This is a genomic window from Geotalea uraniireducens (assembly GCF_027943965.1).
Lineage (GTDB): Bacteria > Desulfobacterota > Desulfuromonadia > Geobacterales > Geobacteraceae > Geobacter > Geobacter uraniireducens.
Window position 1 is genome coordinate 1,993,375 of sequence record NZ_AP027151.1, and the last position, 16,135, is coordinate 2,009,509.

At 66.0% G+C, this 16,135-nt stretch carries 12 protein-coding genes; 6 read left to right on the forward strand and 6 right to left on the reverse strand.

All coding sequences use genetic code 11. The annotated features are described in order from the left end of the window. Positions 1-46: 46 nt before the first annotated feature. From QMN23_RS09350 to QMN23_RS09360, 3 genes are all read left to right on the forward strand, one after another. The gene (locus tag QMN23_RS09350; RefSeq protein ID WP_282003650.1) at positions 47-3,451 is read left to right on the forward strand and encodes a right-handed parallel beta-helix repeat-containing protein; all 3,405 of its coding nucleotides are present in this window, start codon (positions 47-49) and stop codon (positions 3,449-3,451) included. A gap of 105 nt (positions 3,452-3,556) precedes the next feature. After that, positions 3,557-5,233 carry a FecR domain-containing protein gene (locus QMN23_RS09355; RefSeq protein WP_282003652.1) on the forward strand — a complete coding sequence of 559 codons (1,677 nt, stop codon included), beginning with the start codon at positions 3,557-3,559 and terminating at the stop codon, positions 5,231-5,233. Between the two features lie 22 nt (positions 5,234-5,255). Next, positions 5,256-7,199, forward strand: a complete 1,944-nt coding sequence (locus QMN23_RS09360) for a CHASE2 domain-containing protein (RefSeq protein ID WP_282003654.1) — start codon at positions 5,256-5,258, stop codon at positions 7,197-7,199. Positions 7,200-7,232: 33 nt separating this feature from the next. Here the strand turns inward: QMN23_RS09360 and QMN23_RS09365 are convergent, their stop codons facing one another. The 5 genes from QMN23_RS09365 to QMN23_RS09385 form a co-directional block, all read right to left on the reverse strand. Then, complete coding sequence (locus QMN23_RS09365; protein ID WP_282003655.1) at positions 7,233-8,702, reverse strand: sensor histidine kinase; 1,470 nt, start codon at positions 8,700-8,702, stop codon at positions 7,233-7,235. Between the two features lie 78 nt (positions 8,703-8,780). Next, positions 8,781-10,292, reverse strand: a complete 1,512-nt coding sequence (kaiC, locus tag QMN23_RS09370) for a circadian clock protein KaiC (RefSeq protein ID WP_282003657.1) — start codon at positions 10,290-10,292, stop codon at positions 8,781-8,783. Positions 10,293-10,316: 24 nt separating this feature from the next. After that, the gene (gene kaiB / locus QMN23_RS09375; protein ID WP_282003658.1) at positions 10,317-10,598 is read right to left on the reverse strand and encodes a circadian clock protein KaiB; all 282 of its coding nucleotides are present in this window, start codon (positions 10,596-10,598) and stop codon (positions 10,317-10,319) included. Further along, complete coding sequence (locus QMN23_RS09380; protein ID WP_282003660.1) at positions 10,588-11,466, reverse strand: PAS domain S-box protein; 879 nt, start codon at positions 11,464-11,466, stop codon at positions 10,588-10,590. Before QMN23_RS09380 ends, kaiB begins: the two co-directional genes overlap by 11 nt. A 27-nt stretch (positions 11,467-11,493) precedes the next feature. After that, positions 11,494-11,811, reverse strand: a complete 318-nt coding sequence (locus QMN23_RS09385; RefSeq protein WP_282003662.1) for a circadian clock KaiB family protein — start codon at positions 11,809-11,811, stop codon at positions 11,494-11,496. Between the two features lie 730 nt (positions 11,812-12,541). On the opposite strand from QMN23_RS09385, the gene QMN23_RS09390 reads away from it, so the two are divergent. From QMN23_RS09390 to QMN23_RS09400, 3 genes are all read left to right on the forward strand, one after another. Next, entirely contained in the window at positions 12,542-13,003 is a 462-nt protein-coding gene (locus tag QMN23_RS09390; RefSeq protein WP_282003663.1) for a (2Fe-2S)-binding protein, read from the forward strand. Next, positions 13,000-15,243, forward strand: coding sequence for a xanthine dehydrogenase family protein molybdopterin-binding subunit (locus QMN23_RS09395; RefSeq protein ID WP_282003665.1), 2,244 nt, complete (start codon positions 13,000-13,002; stop codon positions 15,241-15,243). The genes QMN23_RS09390 and QMN23_RS09395 overlap by 4 nt, the downstream gene beginning before the upstream one ends. A 120-nt stretch (positions 15,244-15,363) precedes the next feature. Next, a complete protein-coding gene (locus QMN23_RS09400) occupies positions 15,364-15,711 on the forward strand; it encodes a hypothetical protein (RefSeq protein WP_282003666.1) in 348 nt (115 codons plus the stop codon). A gap of 12 nt (positions 15,712-15,723) precedes the next feature. On the opposite strand, the gene QMN23_RS09405 is transcribed toward QMN23_RS09400, so the two are convergent. Then, complete coding sequence (locus QMN23_RS09405; protein ID WP_282003667.1) at positions 15,724-16,035, reverse strand: hypothetical protein; 312 nt, start codon at positions 16,033-16,035, stop codon at positions 15,724-15,726. Positions 16,036-16,135 lie beyond the last annotated feature (100 nt).

Genomic DNA, 16,135 nt, shown 5'->3' on the forward strand with positions numbered 1-16,135 from the left:
GTTCCGGAAAGGAGATACGGGCTGTTCGGCAGTAAAGGGAGGAGTTATGAAAAGGTCAATTCTGTGCCTCGTCATCCCCCTTGCCCTGATTGCGCAAGGAAGCGCCTCTGCAACTACCTTCTACGTTCAACCATCGGGAAGTGACAGCAATTCCGGCCTCACCTGGCTGCTGGCCAAGAAGAGCGTCAGCGGGGCCATCGCCGTCGCCGCCGCCGGCGACGAAATCTGGGTTGCCGCCGGGACCTATGCCGAGCACCTTCGGAATCGCATCGTCGGCGACACGCCGGTCGACATCAAACTGTACGGCGGCTTCAACGGCAGCGAGACCCTGCTCGGGCAGCGGAACTGGCAGCTGAACCCGACCATCCTCGACGGTGGGGGCGGCGAGCCGCCGCTGCCGCCGGAGAGCGGTTCGGTGATCACCATTACCGGCGGGGCCGGCCCGGGGATGGTGATCGACGGTTTCATCATCACCGGCGGCCATGCCTACCTCGGCGGGGGGATCGCCATTGTCGGCTCGGCGCCGACCATCACCAGCAACTACCTTCGGGACAACCACGCCGAAGTCGGGGCGGGGATTTACGCCGTCAACTACAAGGTGACGCCGCCGGTGGCCCAGCCGCTGATCGCCGGCAACATCATCGCCTACAACTATGCCGACGACGGCGGCGGCATCGCCGTCGAGGGGGGGGACGCCATCGTTCATCTGGCGAGCGCCGCGGCGGTGATCCGGGAGAACCTGATCATGGCCAACGTGGCCGATTTCACCGCCGGCGGGATCGGCAGCTGGGGGCACTCTTCGCCGGTCATCGCCAATAACCTGATCCGGGCCAACGCGGCGAACTACGACGAGGGGAGCGGCGAGCCGGGCGGCGGGGGAATCCTCTCCACCGCCGACGACCTGGAGGGGGAACCTGTCCAGTACGCCATCGCCGCGCCGCTGATCGTCAATAACGTCATCGCCGCCAACGGCGCCAACCAGGGGGCGGGAATCTACTTCGTCGACTACCGGCCGGCGCCGGACCCGGAACTCACCCCGCCGCCGCGGGTGATCAACAACACCATCGTTGCCAACAACGGCGCGGGGATCTTCTGGGACAACGCCTTCCCGATCATCAGCAACAACCTGGTCGCCTTCAACACCTGGGGCGTGCAGCAGGGGACGATCGGCAGTTCGGCGCCGGTCATCCGCTACAACGACATTTACGGCAACACACTGCAGGGCCAACGGACCGATTACCGGGATCTGGCCGACCAGGGCGGGACCGCCGGCAACATCACCGCCGATCCGCTGCTGGCGAACGCAACGATCGGCAACTATCACCTCGGCAGCGGCTCGCCGTGCATCGATGCCGGCCTGTCGAGCGATGCCAGCGCCGCCTGGACCGACCTGGACGGCCTGGCGCGGCTTGGCGGCGCCGCGGTCGATATCGGTGCCGACGAATGGGATGGCACGGTCTGGCACGTCCCGACGCCGGTTTACTATGTGAGCCCCGCCGGTTCGGATGGCGACGGCCTCAGCTGGGCCGGCGCCAAACGGACCATCCAGGGGGGGATCAATGCGGCGGCGGCGACCGGCGGCGAACTTTGGGTGGCGACGGGGACCTATCACGAGCATCTCCGCATCCCGGCCTATGTCTATCTCTACGGCGGCTTTGCCGGGAGCGAAACGAGCCGGGCGGCGCGGGACGTGGCGGCTCACCCGGCGGTCATCGACGGCGATGCGGTGCCGAACGTGGTTTATAGCGCCTATGCCGGCTACCTGGTCAGCGCCCTGGACGGCTTCACCATCCAGAACGGCGGGGCGTATACCGGCGGCGATTACCTGATCTTCCTCAATAATCCCTCCTCGGGCTACAGCGGCCGGGGCGGCGGGGTGGTCAACCGGGTCGGTTCCCTTTACCTGGAGAACTGCACCATCCGTCGCAACTCCCTCGGCAACCCGTTCGACAACGCCAACAAGCTCGCCTACGGCGGCGGCCTGTTCGGCTACCTGAGCTACGCGCTCATCCGGGGGAACACCTTCGCCGACAACGAACTGCTGAATACCATCGACGGCAGCGGCGCCGGCATCTACCTGACCCGCTCCGCGCCGACCATCGACGGCAATGTCTTCACCGGCAACCGGGCGCTCCGGGGGGCGGCGATCTACGCCTACCGCACTACGCCGCGGATCACCCGCAACACCGTCAGCGCCAACTCCTTCTACATCCCCTATCCACCGGCCAGCGCCGGGGCCCAGACCGGGGCGATCACCCTCGAACTCGGCCCCGCCTTCCTGATCGACGGCAACCTGATCAGCGGCAACCAAGCCGGCCAGGGGGCCGGGATCAACGTTAGCACCAACTTTGCCGGCAGCATCAGCAACAACCTGCTCGTCGGCAACAGCACCCTCGCTTCCCCTGCCAACAGCCTGGGGGGCGGCGGCATCTATTGCCTCGTTCAGGATAGCGCCACCGCCATCACCACCATCGTCAACAATACCATCGTCGGCAACAGCAGCGGCGATCTGCCGGGGATCGGCGCCCAGGGGGGCGGGATCGCCATCTCCCTGCCGCCGCCGTTGCCGACCCCGTCGCCGCCACCGGCGGGGAAACTCCTGATCGGCAACAACATCATCGCCTTCAACAGTTCGGGGATCTCCGAGACCCTCACTTATCCGCTGCTCGCACCCACCCTGACCAGCAACGATCTCTACAACACCGGTGCCAACTACACCCTGGTGACCGCCGGCGCCAGCGACGTCTCGGTCGATCCGCTGTTTGTCGACCGGGCCGGCGGGGACTACCGGCTGCAGGCGGCTTCGCCGGTCGTCGACAGGGGCAGCAACGCCCTGGTGCCGGCCGGAGCGGTCGATTATGCCGGCAAGCCGCGGATCGTCGACGGCACGCTGACCGGCACCCCGGTGGTCGACCTGGGGGCGCTGGAGTTGATGGCCAACCACACCCTGGCACTGGTGATCGGCGGCAGCGGCCTCGGCAGCGTGGCCATTTCGCCACCACCCACCGGCTGCAGCGTCTCCTGCAGCAATTCCTATCCCAGCGATACGCCGCTGACGCTCCGCGCCACTCCCGACCAGTATTCGCTGTTCGACGGCTGGGCCGGCGGCGGCTGCAGCGGTACCGCGGACTGCCTCCTGTCGCTCGTCGTCGATACCACCGTCACTGCCAGCTTCACTCTCGACATTGTCCATGCGGTGCTCGGCAGCGCCGCCGTTGCCGATTACTACCCGTCGCTGCAGCAGGCTTACGATGGTGCCCTGGCCGGCGGGACGATCAAGAGCTGGGGAATCGAGTTCGATGAGAACCTGACCTGCGCTGCGGCCAAGGGGGTGACCCTCAAAGGAGGGTGGAACGGCACGTATACCGCCAATAGCGGCCTGACGGTCCTGCACGGCCGGTTGACCATCCAGCGGGGGACGCTGATCGTTGAGAATGTGCTGATCAAGTAGCCGGCGCCCCGGCGGCGTGTCAGTGCTTGCATCTGCTACTTAACTGATATTATTTGTATTTTGCTCTTCCATCCCGTGGGGAATCGGGTAAACTGGTTCTAATTTATGTCGGGGGAGGTTTTCATGGTCTGCCGGGGGAAATTGCCGTCGATGAAGGCGCTGGTCGCCGGTGCGCTGCTGGTGGCGGCCGCGTCTCCCGCCGCTGCCGCCGGGGTGGAGTCGATTGTCGTTCGGCAGGGGGATACGCTCCTGGGACTCTGCCGCCAGCAGCTGGAGAACCCGGCCCGCTGCCGGGACGTCTACCGGGTCAACCGGCTGCGCAATCCCGATCTCATTTATCCGGGCCAGCTCATCGCCATCCCGGTTGAGTTGCTGAAGGGAACCCCGGTCGCCGGGATCATCACCTTCGTCCGGGGGGGCGCAACCCTGGCCGGCACCGGCGGCAACCGGCAGCCGCTCCGGCTCGACGAACGGGTCGGCGAAGGGGCGCGGATCGTCACCGGCGCCGACGGCGCGGCCGAGATCACCTTTCCGGGCGGCAGTTCCGTGTTGCTCCGCAACGACAGCGAGTTGCAGCTGGTCCGTTCCCGGGCGAAGGGTGAATTCCACCTGCTGCGCGAACTGCGGCTCGGCCTTGGCCGGGTCATCTCCCGGATCAGGCAGGCGACCGGCCGGGAGCAGCGCCACCTGATCATCACGCCGTCGGCGGTGGCCGGGGCCCGGGGGACCACCTACCGGGTGTCGGTCGACCGGGATGCCCTGACCCGCTCGGAGGTCCTCGACGGGACGGTGGTGGTCGGGGCGCAGGGCAAAGAGGTGGCGGTCGGGGGGGGGGAGGGGACCATTGTGCGGAAAGGGGGGGCACCGCACAGCCCCATCGCCCTGCTGCCGCCGCCGGCGCCGCTCGACCTGCAGCCTCTTTACCGGGCCGACCCCCTGCGGATCAGTTTTGCCAATGTCTCCGGCGCCGTCGCCTGCCGGTTCATGCTCGGCCGGGACCGGGAGGTGAAGGAGGTCGTCCGGCAGCAGCTGGTCGCCGGGTGCGAGGCGTTCGCCGCCACCGGCCTGGACGATGGCAGCTATTACCTGCAGACGGAGAGCATTGATCAGTTCGGGCTGGCGGGACTCCCTTCCGCCCCCCTGCCGGTCGTGGTGCGCCGTCACCCGCTCCCCCCCTACACCATGACGCCGGCGCCCGGTGCCAGCGTCAGGCAGGGGCCGGTCGATTTCCGCTGGCTGAAGGTCGGCGATGCGACCTCCTACCGGCTGCAGGTGGCCCCGGCGGCCGGTTTCGCCGCGCCGCTCCGGGACGAACCGGCGGCAGGCACCGCCTGGCGGGCCGACTCTCTGGCGGCGGGCAGTTACCTGTTCCGGGTCGCTTCGGTCGCCGCCGACGGTTTCCAGGGCGAGTGGTCCGACCCGCTGGCGTTCACGGTTATCCCGCCGCCGCCGACGCCGGCGGTCGCCCCGCCGGAGCAGGCGGGGGGGGAGATGCGGATCCGGGTCAACGATGTCTGTCCGGGGATGACCTATCGCTTCCAGCTGGCCCGGGACGCCTCCTTTGCCGAGGTGCTGCTCGACCGGCGGGAACCGCGGCCGGAAGTCGCCTTTCCCGCCCCGACCGCGCCGGGCAGTTACCTGGTGCGGGTGCAGTGCATCGATACGGACGGCTCTGCCGGGGCCTTTTCGCCACCGCAGAGCTTCGAGGTGCCGCGGCATATCCCCTGGTGGGGGCTGGGGGTGCTCGGCGGAGTCGGGCTGATTCTCGGGCTGGTGCTGTGACGGGCGGCGCGCGGCGGGGGGGATGATGGCGCGGCAGGAGCGGAACAGATGGCGGCGGGACCTGCTCGTCGTTGCGGCGGGGCTTTTGGCGATCGGCCTGATTGCCCATCTCGGCGCCTTCGACGGGGTCAATTCCTACTGCTACGACCTCGCCTTCCGGGTGCGGGGGACGGTACGGCCGCCCCGGCAGCTGCTGATCGCCGCCATCGACGAGCCGACCCTCCACGAGCTGGGGCGCTGGCCCCTGCCGCGGCGCTATTACGCGACGCTGCTCGACCGCCTCGCCGAAGCCCGGGCGGTGGGCTTCACCATCATCATGACCGAGCCGTCCGCCGATGATCCCCTGCTGGCCGCAGCCGCCCGCCGGCAGGGGCGGACCGTCCTGCCGCTTTACATCGACGACCGTCTCCGCACGGAAAATCCGGCGCCGGCACTGGCCGGGCTTCCCGTCGGGCATCTCCATCTCGAACAGGATCTGGACGGGGTGGTGCGGCGGGAGTTCCTCTACCTGCGGCACGATAGCCGTACCGTCCCCGCCCTCGCTGCCGCCGTCGCCGCCTGGGCCGGCGCCGCGGTTCCGACCGTTCCTCCGCCGGAGGGGGGGAAGGGGCAGCTCATCGCCCAGGGGAGGCCGCTCAACCTCAATTACTACGGCCCGCCGGGGACGATCCCGACGGTTTCACTGGCCGATCTGGTTGCCGGACGGTTGGCGCCGGCCCGGCTGCGGGGAAAAGTCGTCCTGGTCGGGATCACCGCGCCGGGGATCGAAGAGCGGTTCATCACCCCCTTCGGCCAGCAGCGGAACCGGATGGCCGCCGTCGAGGTCCAGGCGACCGCCGTCGGGAACCTGCTCGACGGCAGCGCCATCCGGCCGGTCGTCGAGGGAACGCGACTGGTGCTCTGCCTCCTCTTTGCCGCCGGCCTCTATCTCCTGTTGTTGCAGCTTTCCGAAACCGGCGCCGTCCTGACCTGGCTGGCGACCGTCGGCGGCGTCACCGTCACTGTCTATCTCCTCTTCACCCAAGGCCATCGCTGGCTGGCCCCCGGGATCTTCTACGTCGCGGCAACCTATCTCTGTTGCGCAGCGCTCCTTTTCCGCCTCAAAGATGCCGCGGCACGGCTCCAGCAGTACTACGCCGCGGTGGCGAGCCATCTGGAAGCGGAGGGGGAGGCGGCCGTACCGCAGGATGGGGGGCTCCGGCAGTATCTGTCGCCGGGGGGAATCAATGCTCGGATCGCGCTCCTGGAAAAGGTCAACCGGCAGCTGCTCGACCGTTCCGTCCAGGCTGAAGCGGCCAACCGCGAGCTTGAAGCGTTCAGCTATTCGGTATCCCACGACCTGCAGGCGCCGCTACGGCGGATCGGCAGCTTCGTCGACGCGCTCGGCGAGGATGCCGCCGACCGGCTCAACGAAACGGAACGGGATTACCTGAACCGGATCGGCATCGCCACCGGCCGGATGCGCAATCTCATCGACGCGCTGCTCGACCTGGGGCGACTGTCGCGGCTGCCGATCCGTCGGGAAACGATCGACCTGGCCGACATGGCCCGGGAGATTGCCGCCGAGCTGCAAAAGGCGGAGCCGGAGCGGGCGGCAACTTTTATTATCCCCGACAGGCTGGTTGTCAGTGCCGATGCCCGGTTGATGCGCAACGTCATGGAGAATCTGCTCAACAACGCCTGGAAGTACAGCCGGCAGCGACAGCCAGCCCGGATCGAGTTCGGGGTCGACGCCGCGGGGCAGGAGCCCGCCTATTTCGTCCGCGACAACGGGGCGGGATTCGACATGCGTTATGCGGACAAGCTGTTCACCCCGTTCCAGCGCCTGCACGACGAAGGGGCGTTCGAAGGGAACGGCATCGGCCTGGCGACGGTCCGGCGGATCATCAGCCGCCACGGCGGGACGGTCTGGGGGGAGGGGATAGTGGGGGAAGGGGCGACCTTCCATTTCACCCTAGGCCGATGATCCTTTGCCGCGGCCCGCGCCGGGCGCAACCGTTCAGGGCGACGCACCGTCATGGGCGAGGGTGAACCAGAAGGTCGCCCCCTTGCCCGGTTTCCCTTCGGCCCAGACCTTGCCGCCGTGGCGAAGCACGATCCTTTCCACGGTGGCCAGCCCGACGCCGAAGCCCTTGAACTGCTCGGGGCCGTGTAACCGCTGGAACGGGACGAAGAGTTTCCCCGCCTCCTCCTCGACAAAGCCGCTGCCGTTGTCCCGGACGAAATAGACCGTTGTGCCGTCGCGCTCCGCGGTGCCGAACTCGATCACGCCGTTGTCCCGTTCGCCGGTGTATTTCCAGGCGTTGCCGAGGAGGTTCGCCAGGACCGTCCTGAGGAGGTTCCGGTCGCCGAAGGCCGTAACGCCGCCGGCGATCCGGAAGGAACAGTGGCGTTCCGGGTGCATGATCTGTTGCTCGACGGCAATTTCCTGCGCCAGGGCGCTGAGGTCGATCACTTCCCGGTGCAGCTCGACGTGGGACATTAGCGAGAACCGGATCAGGGCATCGATGAGCTGGCTCATGCGCAGGGTACCGTTGTAGGCTTCCGCCAGGTATTCGTTGCAGGTGTCGTCGAGTTTTGTGCCGCAGAGGTCCCTGATGACCTGGCAATAGCTGCTGATGACGTTCAGCGGGCCCCGCAGGTCGTGGGCCACCGTGTAATTGAATGCCTCCAGCTCCCGGTTGGCGGCCTCCAGTTCGGCGGCCCGCGCCTCCAGCTCGGTGTTCAGCCGCAGGATCTGTTCCGCGGCCCGCTTCTGCTCGGTGGTCTCGTTACCGACCGCAATGAAGTTGACGACGTTCCCTTCCGTGTCCCGCACCGGCGAGATGGCGAGCGACTGCCAGTAGATCTCGCCGTTCTTCCGGGGGCAGGCCAGCTCGCCCCGCCAGACGCTGCGCGCCCGGATGGCCGCCATCATCCCCTCGAAGACCTCCGCGCCGACGACGTCCGAACGGAGGCAGAGCGGTTTTTTGCCGGCTATATCCGTCAGCGAGTACCCGGTTACCTCGCAGAAGCGGGGATTGACGAATTCGATTGCCCCGTGGGGATCGGTGATGATGACCATGCTCGGGCTTTCCAGAACGGCCCGGTACATCTTGCGGAGCTCTTGCTCGGCATGCCGTCGCTCGGTGATGTCGCGCAGCACCAGGAGCCGGGCGGGCCGGCCCTCCCAGGCGGTCTCGGTGACCTGGACCTCGACGCAGGCCGGCCGACCGCTCCGGACGATATCCAGTTCCGTCGTTTCGCCGGCAACGATCGGAAACCCGAAACTTTCCCCCAAAAGCTCCTCGGTGGCCCGGTTGAACAGGGCGGAGGCCGCCGGATTGACGAGCATGATGATGCCGTGCTCGTCAACGATGATCATCCCGTCGGCGCTGGCGGTCACCACGTTGCGGAATCGCGTCTCGCTGGCCTGTAGTGCCTGGGAGAGGTCTTCCAACTCTTTCGATTCCCGGTACCGTCTGTTCATGGATCACTCCCCACTGTTGTCCGGCCGGCCGCCTGAGGCGGCTGTCCCCCCCGGGGGCGCCGCGCCGGCAGCTGGCCCCTATTCGCTTTTGAACAGTTCGTTGAGCCGTTCGATTTCATCGACTGTTGCCTGCACCGGGTTGCCCGCCAGGATGCCGGAAACGCCCCGGAACGGCTGGCCGATGTGCAGCCCGTCGTCGTCGATGGCGTACTCGCGGATATCCTTGTCATGCCGCGAGCCGCGCATCTTGAGGACCGTCAGGCCGCGCCGGACCTCGCCGTAGGTCTCGACGTAGCGGAGCAGGAGGATGGTATCGGTGATGGTGGAAATATGCGCTTCGGTTACCGAGGCGCCGCCGAGCAGGGTCGACGTTGTGGCGGTGAAGAGGCCGGCAATCTCCCGATGCTTGACGAAGGAGGTGAGGGCGACGATGAATTCCCGGTAACCCTTGACCGTGGCGCCCCGCTCCAGGGCCGACATGCTGTCGATTGCCAGCCGGTTCGGCTGGAAATCGTCGATGGCCCCCTTGATGTCGAGCAGGTGGTCTTCCAGGGTGTTCGCCTCGGGATAGGAGCAGACGATCCGCAGCTTCCCCGCCCGTTCCAGTGCCTCCAGGTCGTCGCCCCAGCCGGCGGCGTTGCGGATCAGCTGTTCGCGGCTCTCCTCGAAGGCGAACAGCAACGCTCGCTCCCCCCGTGCCGTCCCGCCGGTCAGGAATTTGGTCGCCAGCAGGGTCTTGCCGGTGCCGGTGGCCCCCGAAGCCAGGATTACCGAATCGCGGAAGAAGCCGCCGCCGCACATCCGGTCCAGTTCCTCGTTGCCGGAGTAGATGCGCGTCGACGAGGAACGCTGGTTGAGCTCCATCGCCGAAAGCGGCAGCACCACGATCCCCGCCCCGCTGGAGACGGTGAACGGCCATTCCCCTTTCTGGTGGTAGGTTCCCCGGAACTTGAGAATCTCCATGGTCCGCCGCCGCCGCTCGTCTTCGAGGATGTTGCGCAGGATGACCACGTTATCGGCGACGAACTCCTCGACCCCGAAGCGGGCGATCTCGCCGTATTCGTCGGTCCGTTCCGCCGTCAGGACCGCGGTCACGCCCAGCTCCCGCAGGGCGGCCACGATCCGGAAGAGTTCCCGGCGGACCGTGGAGAAATCCTTGAACCGGGCGAAGACGGCACCGATGGAGTCCATCGCCACGCGTCGGGCGCCCACCTTCCGGACGGCGTGCTCGATCCGGGCCAGCAGGGCGCCGAAATCGTAATCGCCCACCACCGCCATCTCCTGATCCGGCTCGGGAGATGCGTCGACGAAGGCCCATTGCTCGCGCTTTTCGAACTGGCCGATGTCCCAACCGAAGCCCTTCATATTGCGGCGCAGGTCGTCGGGCGACTCTTCGAAGGTGACGAAGACGCCGTTCTCCCCGGCAATGGTTATCCCGGCGACCAGGAACTGGGCCGCGAAAACCGTTTTGGCGCTCCCCGAGGTTCCCGCGACGAGGGTCGTGCGTCCCTTCGGCAGCCCGCCGCAGCTGATATGATCGAAGCCGGCGATGTGGGTTGCCAGTTTTTCGATGTCCCGATATGGTTTCATCAGGTTCCGCCTCCTTTTTTGCGCTTAGTCGATATCCTTCACGTCAAGGCCGATCAGAACCTTTTCCCGGTCCGAGAGATCGCCGATCAGGCGCCGGACCGGCGGCGGGAGCTTTTTGATCAGGGTCGGCGTTGCCAGGATTTTCTCGTCTTCCGCCAGTTGCGGCCGTTCCAGGACATCGATGACTTCCAGTTCGTACTCGCCCTCGAGCTCCCGTTCGCAGACCGCCCGGAGGTTGGCGATGCACTTCTCCGAACGCGGCGTTTTCCCCGAAATGAATAATCGCAGCAGATATTTACCGGCCATCTTCTCCTCCTTGATTCGCCGTGGCGGGGCCGGATCGCTCTTCCCGTTCCCGGTCGGCAAGTGCCCGGTTGCGATAGTACGTGGCCAGGTGACCCATCAGTTCTACCAGCAGGAAGTGTCCTGCCTCCAGATAGCCGCGCAGCCGGGCCGGCGGTGTCGTCGTGCTTTTTTCCCGCAGGGCCGCGCCGTGCAGCTCCACCACGTCGCGCGGGGTCGCCTTCAGGAACCCGAGCCGGGCGGCCAGTTCGCCGAGGGCGGTGTCGGTTCTTTCCCCGTTCCGGTGGATACGCGATTCCAGCTCTTCCTCCATGATCCGCCCGTAGGCGTCGAGCAATTCGGTAAAGACGCCACCTTTCGCCTCTTTCAGCGGCGGCATCCCCATCAGGCGGGCGGTTACGGCAGCGGCCGGCGGTCGGGCGACCACTTCGAGGCTGCTGAGCGCCGTTTCCAGCTCCCTGATCCTGTCCGTCATGAGATTATTCTTTTCTTCCTCACGGCGCTTGCGCCCGGTGATGTCGCTCACCAAGGCCATCACCAGCAGGCGGTGTCCTTCGCCGGCATGGCTCAGGGCGATCTCCACCGGGAATTCGCTGCCGTCCTTGCGCCGGCCGACCAGTTCGAGGCCGTTGCCCATCGCCCGGTTGCGGGGCTCGGCGAGGTAGCCGGCGCGGTGAACCCGGTGAGCTTCCCGCCGGGACTCCGGCAGCAGCGCTTCCACCGGCTTGCCGAGCAGTTCCGCCTGCCGGTAACCGAAGATTGCCTCGGCGGTGACGTTGACCATGCGGATGCGCCCCTCTACATCGACGATGACGATCCCTTCGGCCGCCGCCTCCAGGAGAGTGCGGAAGATGTTTCCGGTCCTCTTCATGGGGTTCTCCTTCGCTCCGGTCGCCTGTTACGGCGGCTTCCCCGTGCCGTGCCTGCCCGGCTCACTCCTGCTGCCGCCGGACGGGATACCGAGGTAGGACAGCACCCGGGCCGGATCGGAAACATCGCCGACGACCCGGCGGCAGGGCGGGGGTGACGAGAGCACGAGGGTCGGTGTTGCCATGACCTTCTCCTTTTCCGCGATCTGGGGCTCCTCCAGGATGTCGCAAACAGTCAGTTCGTATTCCGCCGCCGCATTCACCATCATCCGGTGCACGCCCGAAACGATTCGTTCCGCGTGCGCATTCTTTCCCGCTATGAAAAGCGTGAGCTGAAACTTTGGCATTGTCACCTCGGCCACTTTCTACGAGCATCTTCCTTATAAGTATTGTATCGCTATGACATAAAACGGCAAGGCAATGGCAACGATACGCAAATCAATTGATGAACTCCGCACAGCACTGCATGCTATTACCGAGTGCAACGATTCATGAGTCGGGCAAAGCTGTTTTATGGCAGTTGCGAAAAAAGATGTTATACTAGTTAAAGCTGTGTGCAGATAATTGCGCCGGTTATCTATAAAGTCGATGGGTAGAAATAACTCTGCCCATTCCCGTCTATTGTTGGTGATAATGCCAGTGATTCCAGTGGGCTGTATTGTATTGACAGTCGGCGCACAGTGTTTAATTGTTTTTTATTGATTAATTGTTATTACTGTAGCGGCGCCATCGCTTGGTAATCTCTGCCGTTCATTCCCTGCCTCAGGTAACGCCTCCAGCGCCGGATGCCGGCCGGCCGGTCGATTGACTTCCCCCCAAAATGGGGTATATGAGTTGTGAAATCGGCGCCGGCCGGCTCGCTCGCCACCGGCGCCGCTGCATGGAATGCCATTCCCCGGGCCCTTCCGTTGTCCGGCATGTTTCGGCTCCGGCCACAGCCGCCACCCGTTTCAACGATCAGCCAGACATACCGCCGTTATCGCCGGCCGGTCCTTCGACCGTGACGAGTGAACAGCGATTTCTTCGTCGCCGACCGGTAGGGGCGGCATCAACCGATCCGCAGAGGAGGGAGCACAGATGAAAAAGATCACCTTCATGGTAAACGGCACGAGCCACGCCTTCACCGGCGACCCGGAGATGCCGCTCCTCTGGTATCTTCGCGACGAACTGCAGCTGACCGGCACCAAGTTCGGCTGCGGCCAGGGGCTCTGCGGCGCCTGTACGGTGCACCTCGACGGCGAGGCGGTACGGAGCTGTATCACGCCGATGAAACTGGTGGCAGGGAAAAAGGTCGTCACGATTGAGGGGCTGGGAGCCAGCGGCGATCATCCGCTGCAAAAGGCCTGGCGGGAACTCGAAGTGCCGCAGTGCGGCTACTGTCAGAGTGGCCAGCTGATGCAGGCGGCGGCGCTCCTTCGAGACACGCCGCGGCCGTCGGATCGGGAGATCGACGAGGCGATGGCGGGGAATCTCTGCCGCTGCGGGACTTACCAGCGGATTCGCCAGGGGATCAAACGGGCAGCGGGGGTGAAATCATGAGCGACGTGTTTATCGTCAGCCGGCGCGGCTTCCTCAAGGCGACGTTTTCGGCCGGGGCGCTGATCCTCTGTGCCCGGCTCTTTCCCGGCAGGGCTCTGGAGGCGCTGGCGGCGGACGACGAGTGGTCACCCGGGGTCTACCTCGGGATCGAGCCGGACGGCACGGTAATCATCATTGCCCACCGCTCGGAGATGGGGACGGGAATTCGCACCGCGCTACCGATGGTAGCGGCCGACGAGCTGGAAGCCGACTGGGGGCGGGTCCGGGTGGAGCAGGCCCTCGGCGACCCGAAGTATGGCGACCAGAATACCGACGGTTCAAAATCGATCCGCGATTTTTATGCGGTGTTCCGCCAGGCGGGAGCGACGGCGCGGCTGATGCTCGAACGGGCTGCCGCGACGAAGTGGGGGGTGCCGGTGGCCGAGTGCCGGGCCCGCAACCACCAGGTCGTCGACACCGGCGGCCGGGCGCTCGGTTTCGGCGAACTGGTGGCGCTGGCCAGGAAACAGCCGGTTCCGGCGGCGACGGAACTGCGGCTGAAGAGCCCCGGCGAATTCCGCTACATCGGCAAGGGGGTGCCGATCGTCGATCTGGACGCCATCTGCACCGGCCAGGCGGTCTACGGCATCGACGCCCGGCTGCCGGGGATGGTCCATGCCTCCATCGAGCGGTCGCCGGTCCTTGGCGGCCGGCTCAAGTCCCATGACGACCGGGCGGCGCGCAAGGTCAGGGGGGTGCACGGCACGGTGGTGATCGAGCCGGCTACTCCTCCCTACGGCTTCCAGGCGCTCGGCGGGGTGGCGGTGATCGCCGACAATAGTTGGGCGGCGCTGCAGGGGCGGCAGAAGCTGAAAATCGTCTGGGAGCCCGGCGCCAATGCCGGCTACGACTCGGCGGCCTTCAAGGAGTCGCTCCTGGCGACGGTGCGCCGGCCGCAGCAGGTGGTGCGGAATATCGGCGACGTCGACGCCGTCTTCGCCAAGGGGGGGGCCGTGCACGAGGCCGAGTACTATGTCCCCCATCTCGCCCATGCCACCATGGAGCCGCCGGCAGCGGTGGCCGACTACCGGGACGGCACGGTCACCATCTGGACGGCGACCCAGAACCCGCAGGCGGTGCAGGAGACGGTGGGCAAGGCGTTGGGGATCGCCCGGGAAAAGGTGTTCTGCCACGTCACCCTGCTCGGTGGCGGCTTTGGCCGGAAGTCGAAACCCGATTACGTCGCCGAAGCGGCGATCCTGGCGAAAAAGCTCGGCAAGCCGGTGCGGGTCACCTGGAGCCGGGAGGACGACATCCGCCACGACTATTACCACACCGTGGCGGCGATGTACCTGAAGGCGGCCACCGACGGACGGGGGAAACCGACGGCCTGGCTGCAGCGCTGCGCCTTCCCGCCGATCCCCTCCACCTTCGACGTCAACGCCGTCCACGGCAGTACCGGCGAGCTGTCCCAGGGGTGGCTGGACGTGCCGTTCGCCATCGCCAACCTGCGGGCCGAGAACGGTCCGGCCAAGAACCATGTCCGGATCGGCTGGTTCCGTTCGGTGGCCAATATTTACCACGCCTTCGCGGTGCAGTCGTTCGTCGACGAACTCGCCGCCGCGGCGGGCCGGGACCGGATCGACTATTTCCTCGACCTGCTCGGGCCGCCGCGGACCATCGACTTCAAGGCCGAGGGGACCACTTACGCCAACTACGGCATGCCGCTCGACCTCTATCCGTGGGAGACCGGGCGGTTGCGGCGGGTCGTCGAGCTGGTGGCGGAGAAATCGGGCTGGGCACAGCGGCGGCCGGAAAAGGGGCGCGCCCTCGGCTTTGCCGCGCATCGGAGTTTCCTCAGCTACATCGCCGTCGTCGTCGACGTCCGGGTCGACGCCAGGGGGCGGATCTCCATCCCGCGGATCGACGTGGCGGTCGATGCCGGGCGGGTGGTCCATCCCGAGCGGGTCAGGGCCCAGTTCGAAGGAGCGGCGGTCTTTGCCGCCAGCCTGGCGCTGATGGGTGAAATCACCGCCGCCAAGGGGCGGATCCAGCAATCGAATTATGACGATTACCCGGTGGCTCGGATCAACGAAGCCCCCTACGAGACCCACGTGCATCTCGTCCCCGGGGACGGCTTGCCGACCGGCGTCGGCGAGCCGGGAGTGCCGCCGATCGCGCCGGCGATCTGCAATGCCCTGTTCGCCATAACCGGCAAGCGGATTCGCCAGCTGCCGATCAAAAATACCACACTTATTTGAAGCTGGTGGGGTGCGTGTTTTAGCCGGGCCGGGGGGTGTCCTCCGGCCCGCTCTTTTTGCGGCCGGAGCATACTTGCCGATCACAACGAAGAGGCGTATGATTCGCGGCGGAGGTGACCGATGACGAAAAAAATGGCGCTAGTCCTGGCGCTCTTGATGCTTGCCCTGGTCTGCTGGGGATTGTTCATGGAGGGTGGGGCGACCCGGATCATCGTCAACGGCCAGGAGTTGACCGGGCCGTTCAAGGGGGCGGTGGGGGCCGCCGGGCTGATCGTCGCGGCGGTGGCGTCGTTCTGCGCGGCGATCTTCCTGGCGTTCGTCATGGCCGGGGCGGGGCTCTTTATCCTCGGCTGCGTGATCTTTTTCGGCCTGTTGCTGGCCTGGCTGATGTTTCCCTACCTGCTGCTGGTGCTTCTGCCGCTGGCGGTGGTCTGGGTGTTCGTCGCCCTGGTGCGGCACAAACGCTGAAGGACTGGTGGCTCAGAGGAAGAATGGCGCCGCGGCCATCGCCACGCAGGCGATGACGAGCAGGATGGTGCTGCTGATGAAATAAGGGACCACGCAGAGCCCCAGGCCGCTGAACAGCATCTTGAAGTTGGCGTTTTTCTTGCCGTAGATGAAATAGCCCGAGCCGATCAGCCCCGCCACAATGCTGATGAAGAGGCCGGTCATGCTCATCCCGCCGAGCAGCGAGCCGAGCCCCAGAGACGATGATCCCGTCCCGGCCGAACCCGACTGCAGCTTCGTTGCCAGATCGTTGATTCCCGCAATGCTTTGCGTCATGTCCGCCATGCTGACCTCCATTTGGGGGGTAGGAGGATTACTCCTAAAATATCGTACTCCTTTCGTTCGGCGAAGTGCCAGGCAATTATCTTTCAGGAAGATCGGCTAA

What these genes read in the sequence shown, in the direction of transcription:
- QMN23_RS09350 (WP_282003650.1), top strand. Translation starts at nt 47, where the DNA reads ATGAAAAGGTCAATTCTGTGCCTCGTCATCCCCCTTGCCCTGATTGCG.
- QMN23_RS09355 (WP_282003652.1), top strand. Translation starts at nt 3,557, where the DNA reads ATGTCGGGGGAGGTTTTCATGGTCTGCCGGGGGAAATTGCCGTCGATG.
- QMN23_RS09360 (WP_282003654.1), top strand. Translation starts at nt 5,256, where the DNA reads ATGATGGCGCGGCAGGAGCGGAACAGATGGCGGCGGGACCTGCTCGTC.
- QMN23_RS09365 (WP_282003655.1), bottom strand. Translation starts at nt 8,702, where the DNA reads ATGAACAGACGGTACCGGGAATCGAAAGAGTTGGAAGACCTCTCCCAG.
- kaiC (WP_282003657.1), bottom strand. Translation starts at nt 10,292, where the DNA reads ATGAAACCATATCGGGACATCGAAAAACTGGCAACCCACATCGCCGGC.
- kaiB (WP_282003658.1), bottom strand. Translation starts at nt 10,598, where the DNA reads ATGGCCGGTAAATATCTGCTGCGATTATTCATTTCGGGGAAAACGCCG.
- QMN23_RS09380 (WP_282003660.1), bottom strand. Translation starts at nt 11,466, where the DNA reads ATGAAGAGGACCGGAAACATCTTCCGCACTCTCCTGGAGGCGGCGGCC.
- QMN23_RS09385 (WP_282003662.1), bottom strand. Translation starts at nt 11,811, where the DNA reads ATGCCAAAGTTTCAGCTCACGCTTTTCATAGCGGGAAAGAATGCGCAC.
- QMN23_RS09390 (WP_282003663.1), top strand. Translation starts at nt 12,542, where the DNA reads ATGAAAAAGATCACCTTCATGGTAAACGGCACGAGCCACGCCTTCACC.
- QMN23_RS09395 (WP_282003665.1), top strand. Translation starts at nt 13,000, where the DNA reads ATGAGCGACGTGTTTATCGTCAGCCGGCGCGGCTTCCTCAAGGCGACG.
- QMN23_RS09400 (WP_282003666.1), top strand. Translation starts at nt 15,364, where the DNA reads ATGACGAAAAAAATGGCGCTAGTCCTGGCGCTCTTGATGCTTGCCCTG.
- QMN23_RS09405 (WP_282003667.1), bottom strand. Translation starts at nt 16,035, where the DNA reads ATGGCGGACATGACGCAAAGCATTGCGGGAATCAACGATCTGGCAACG.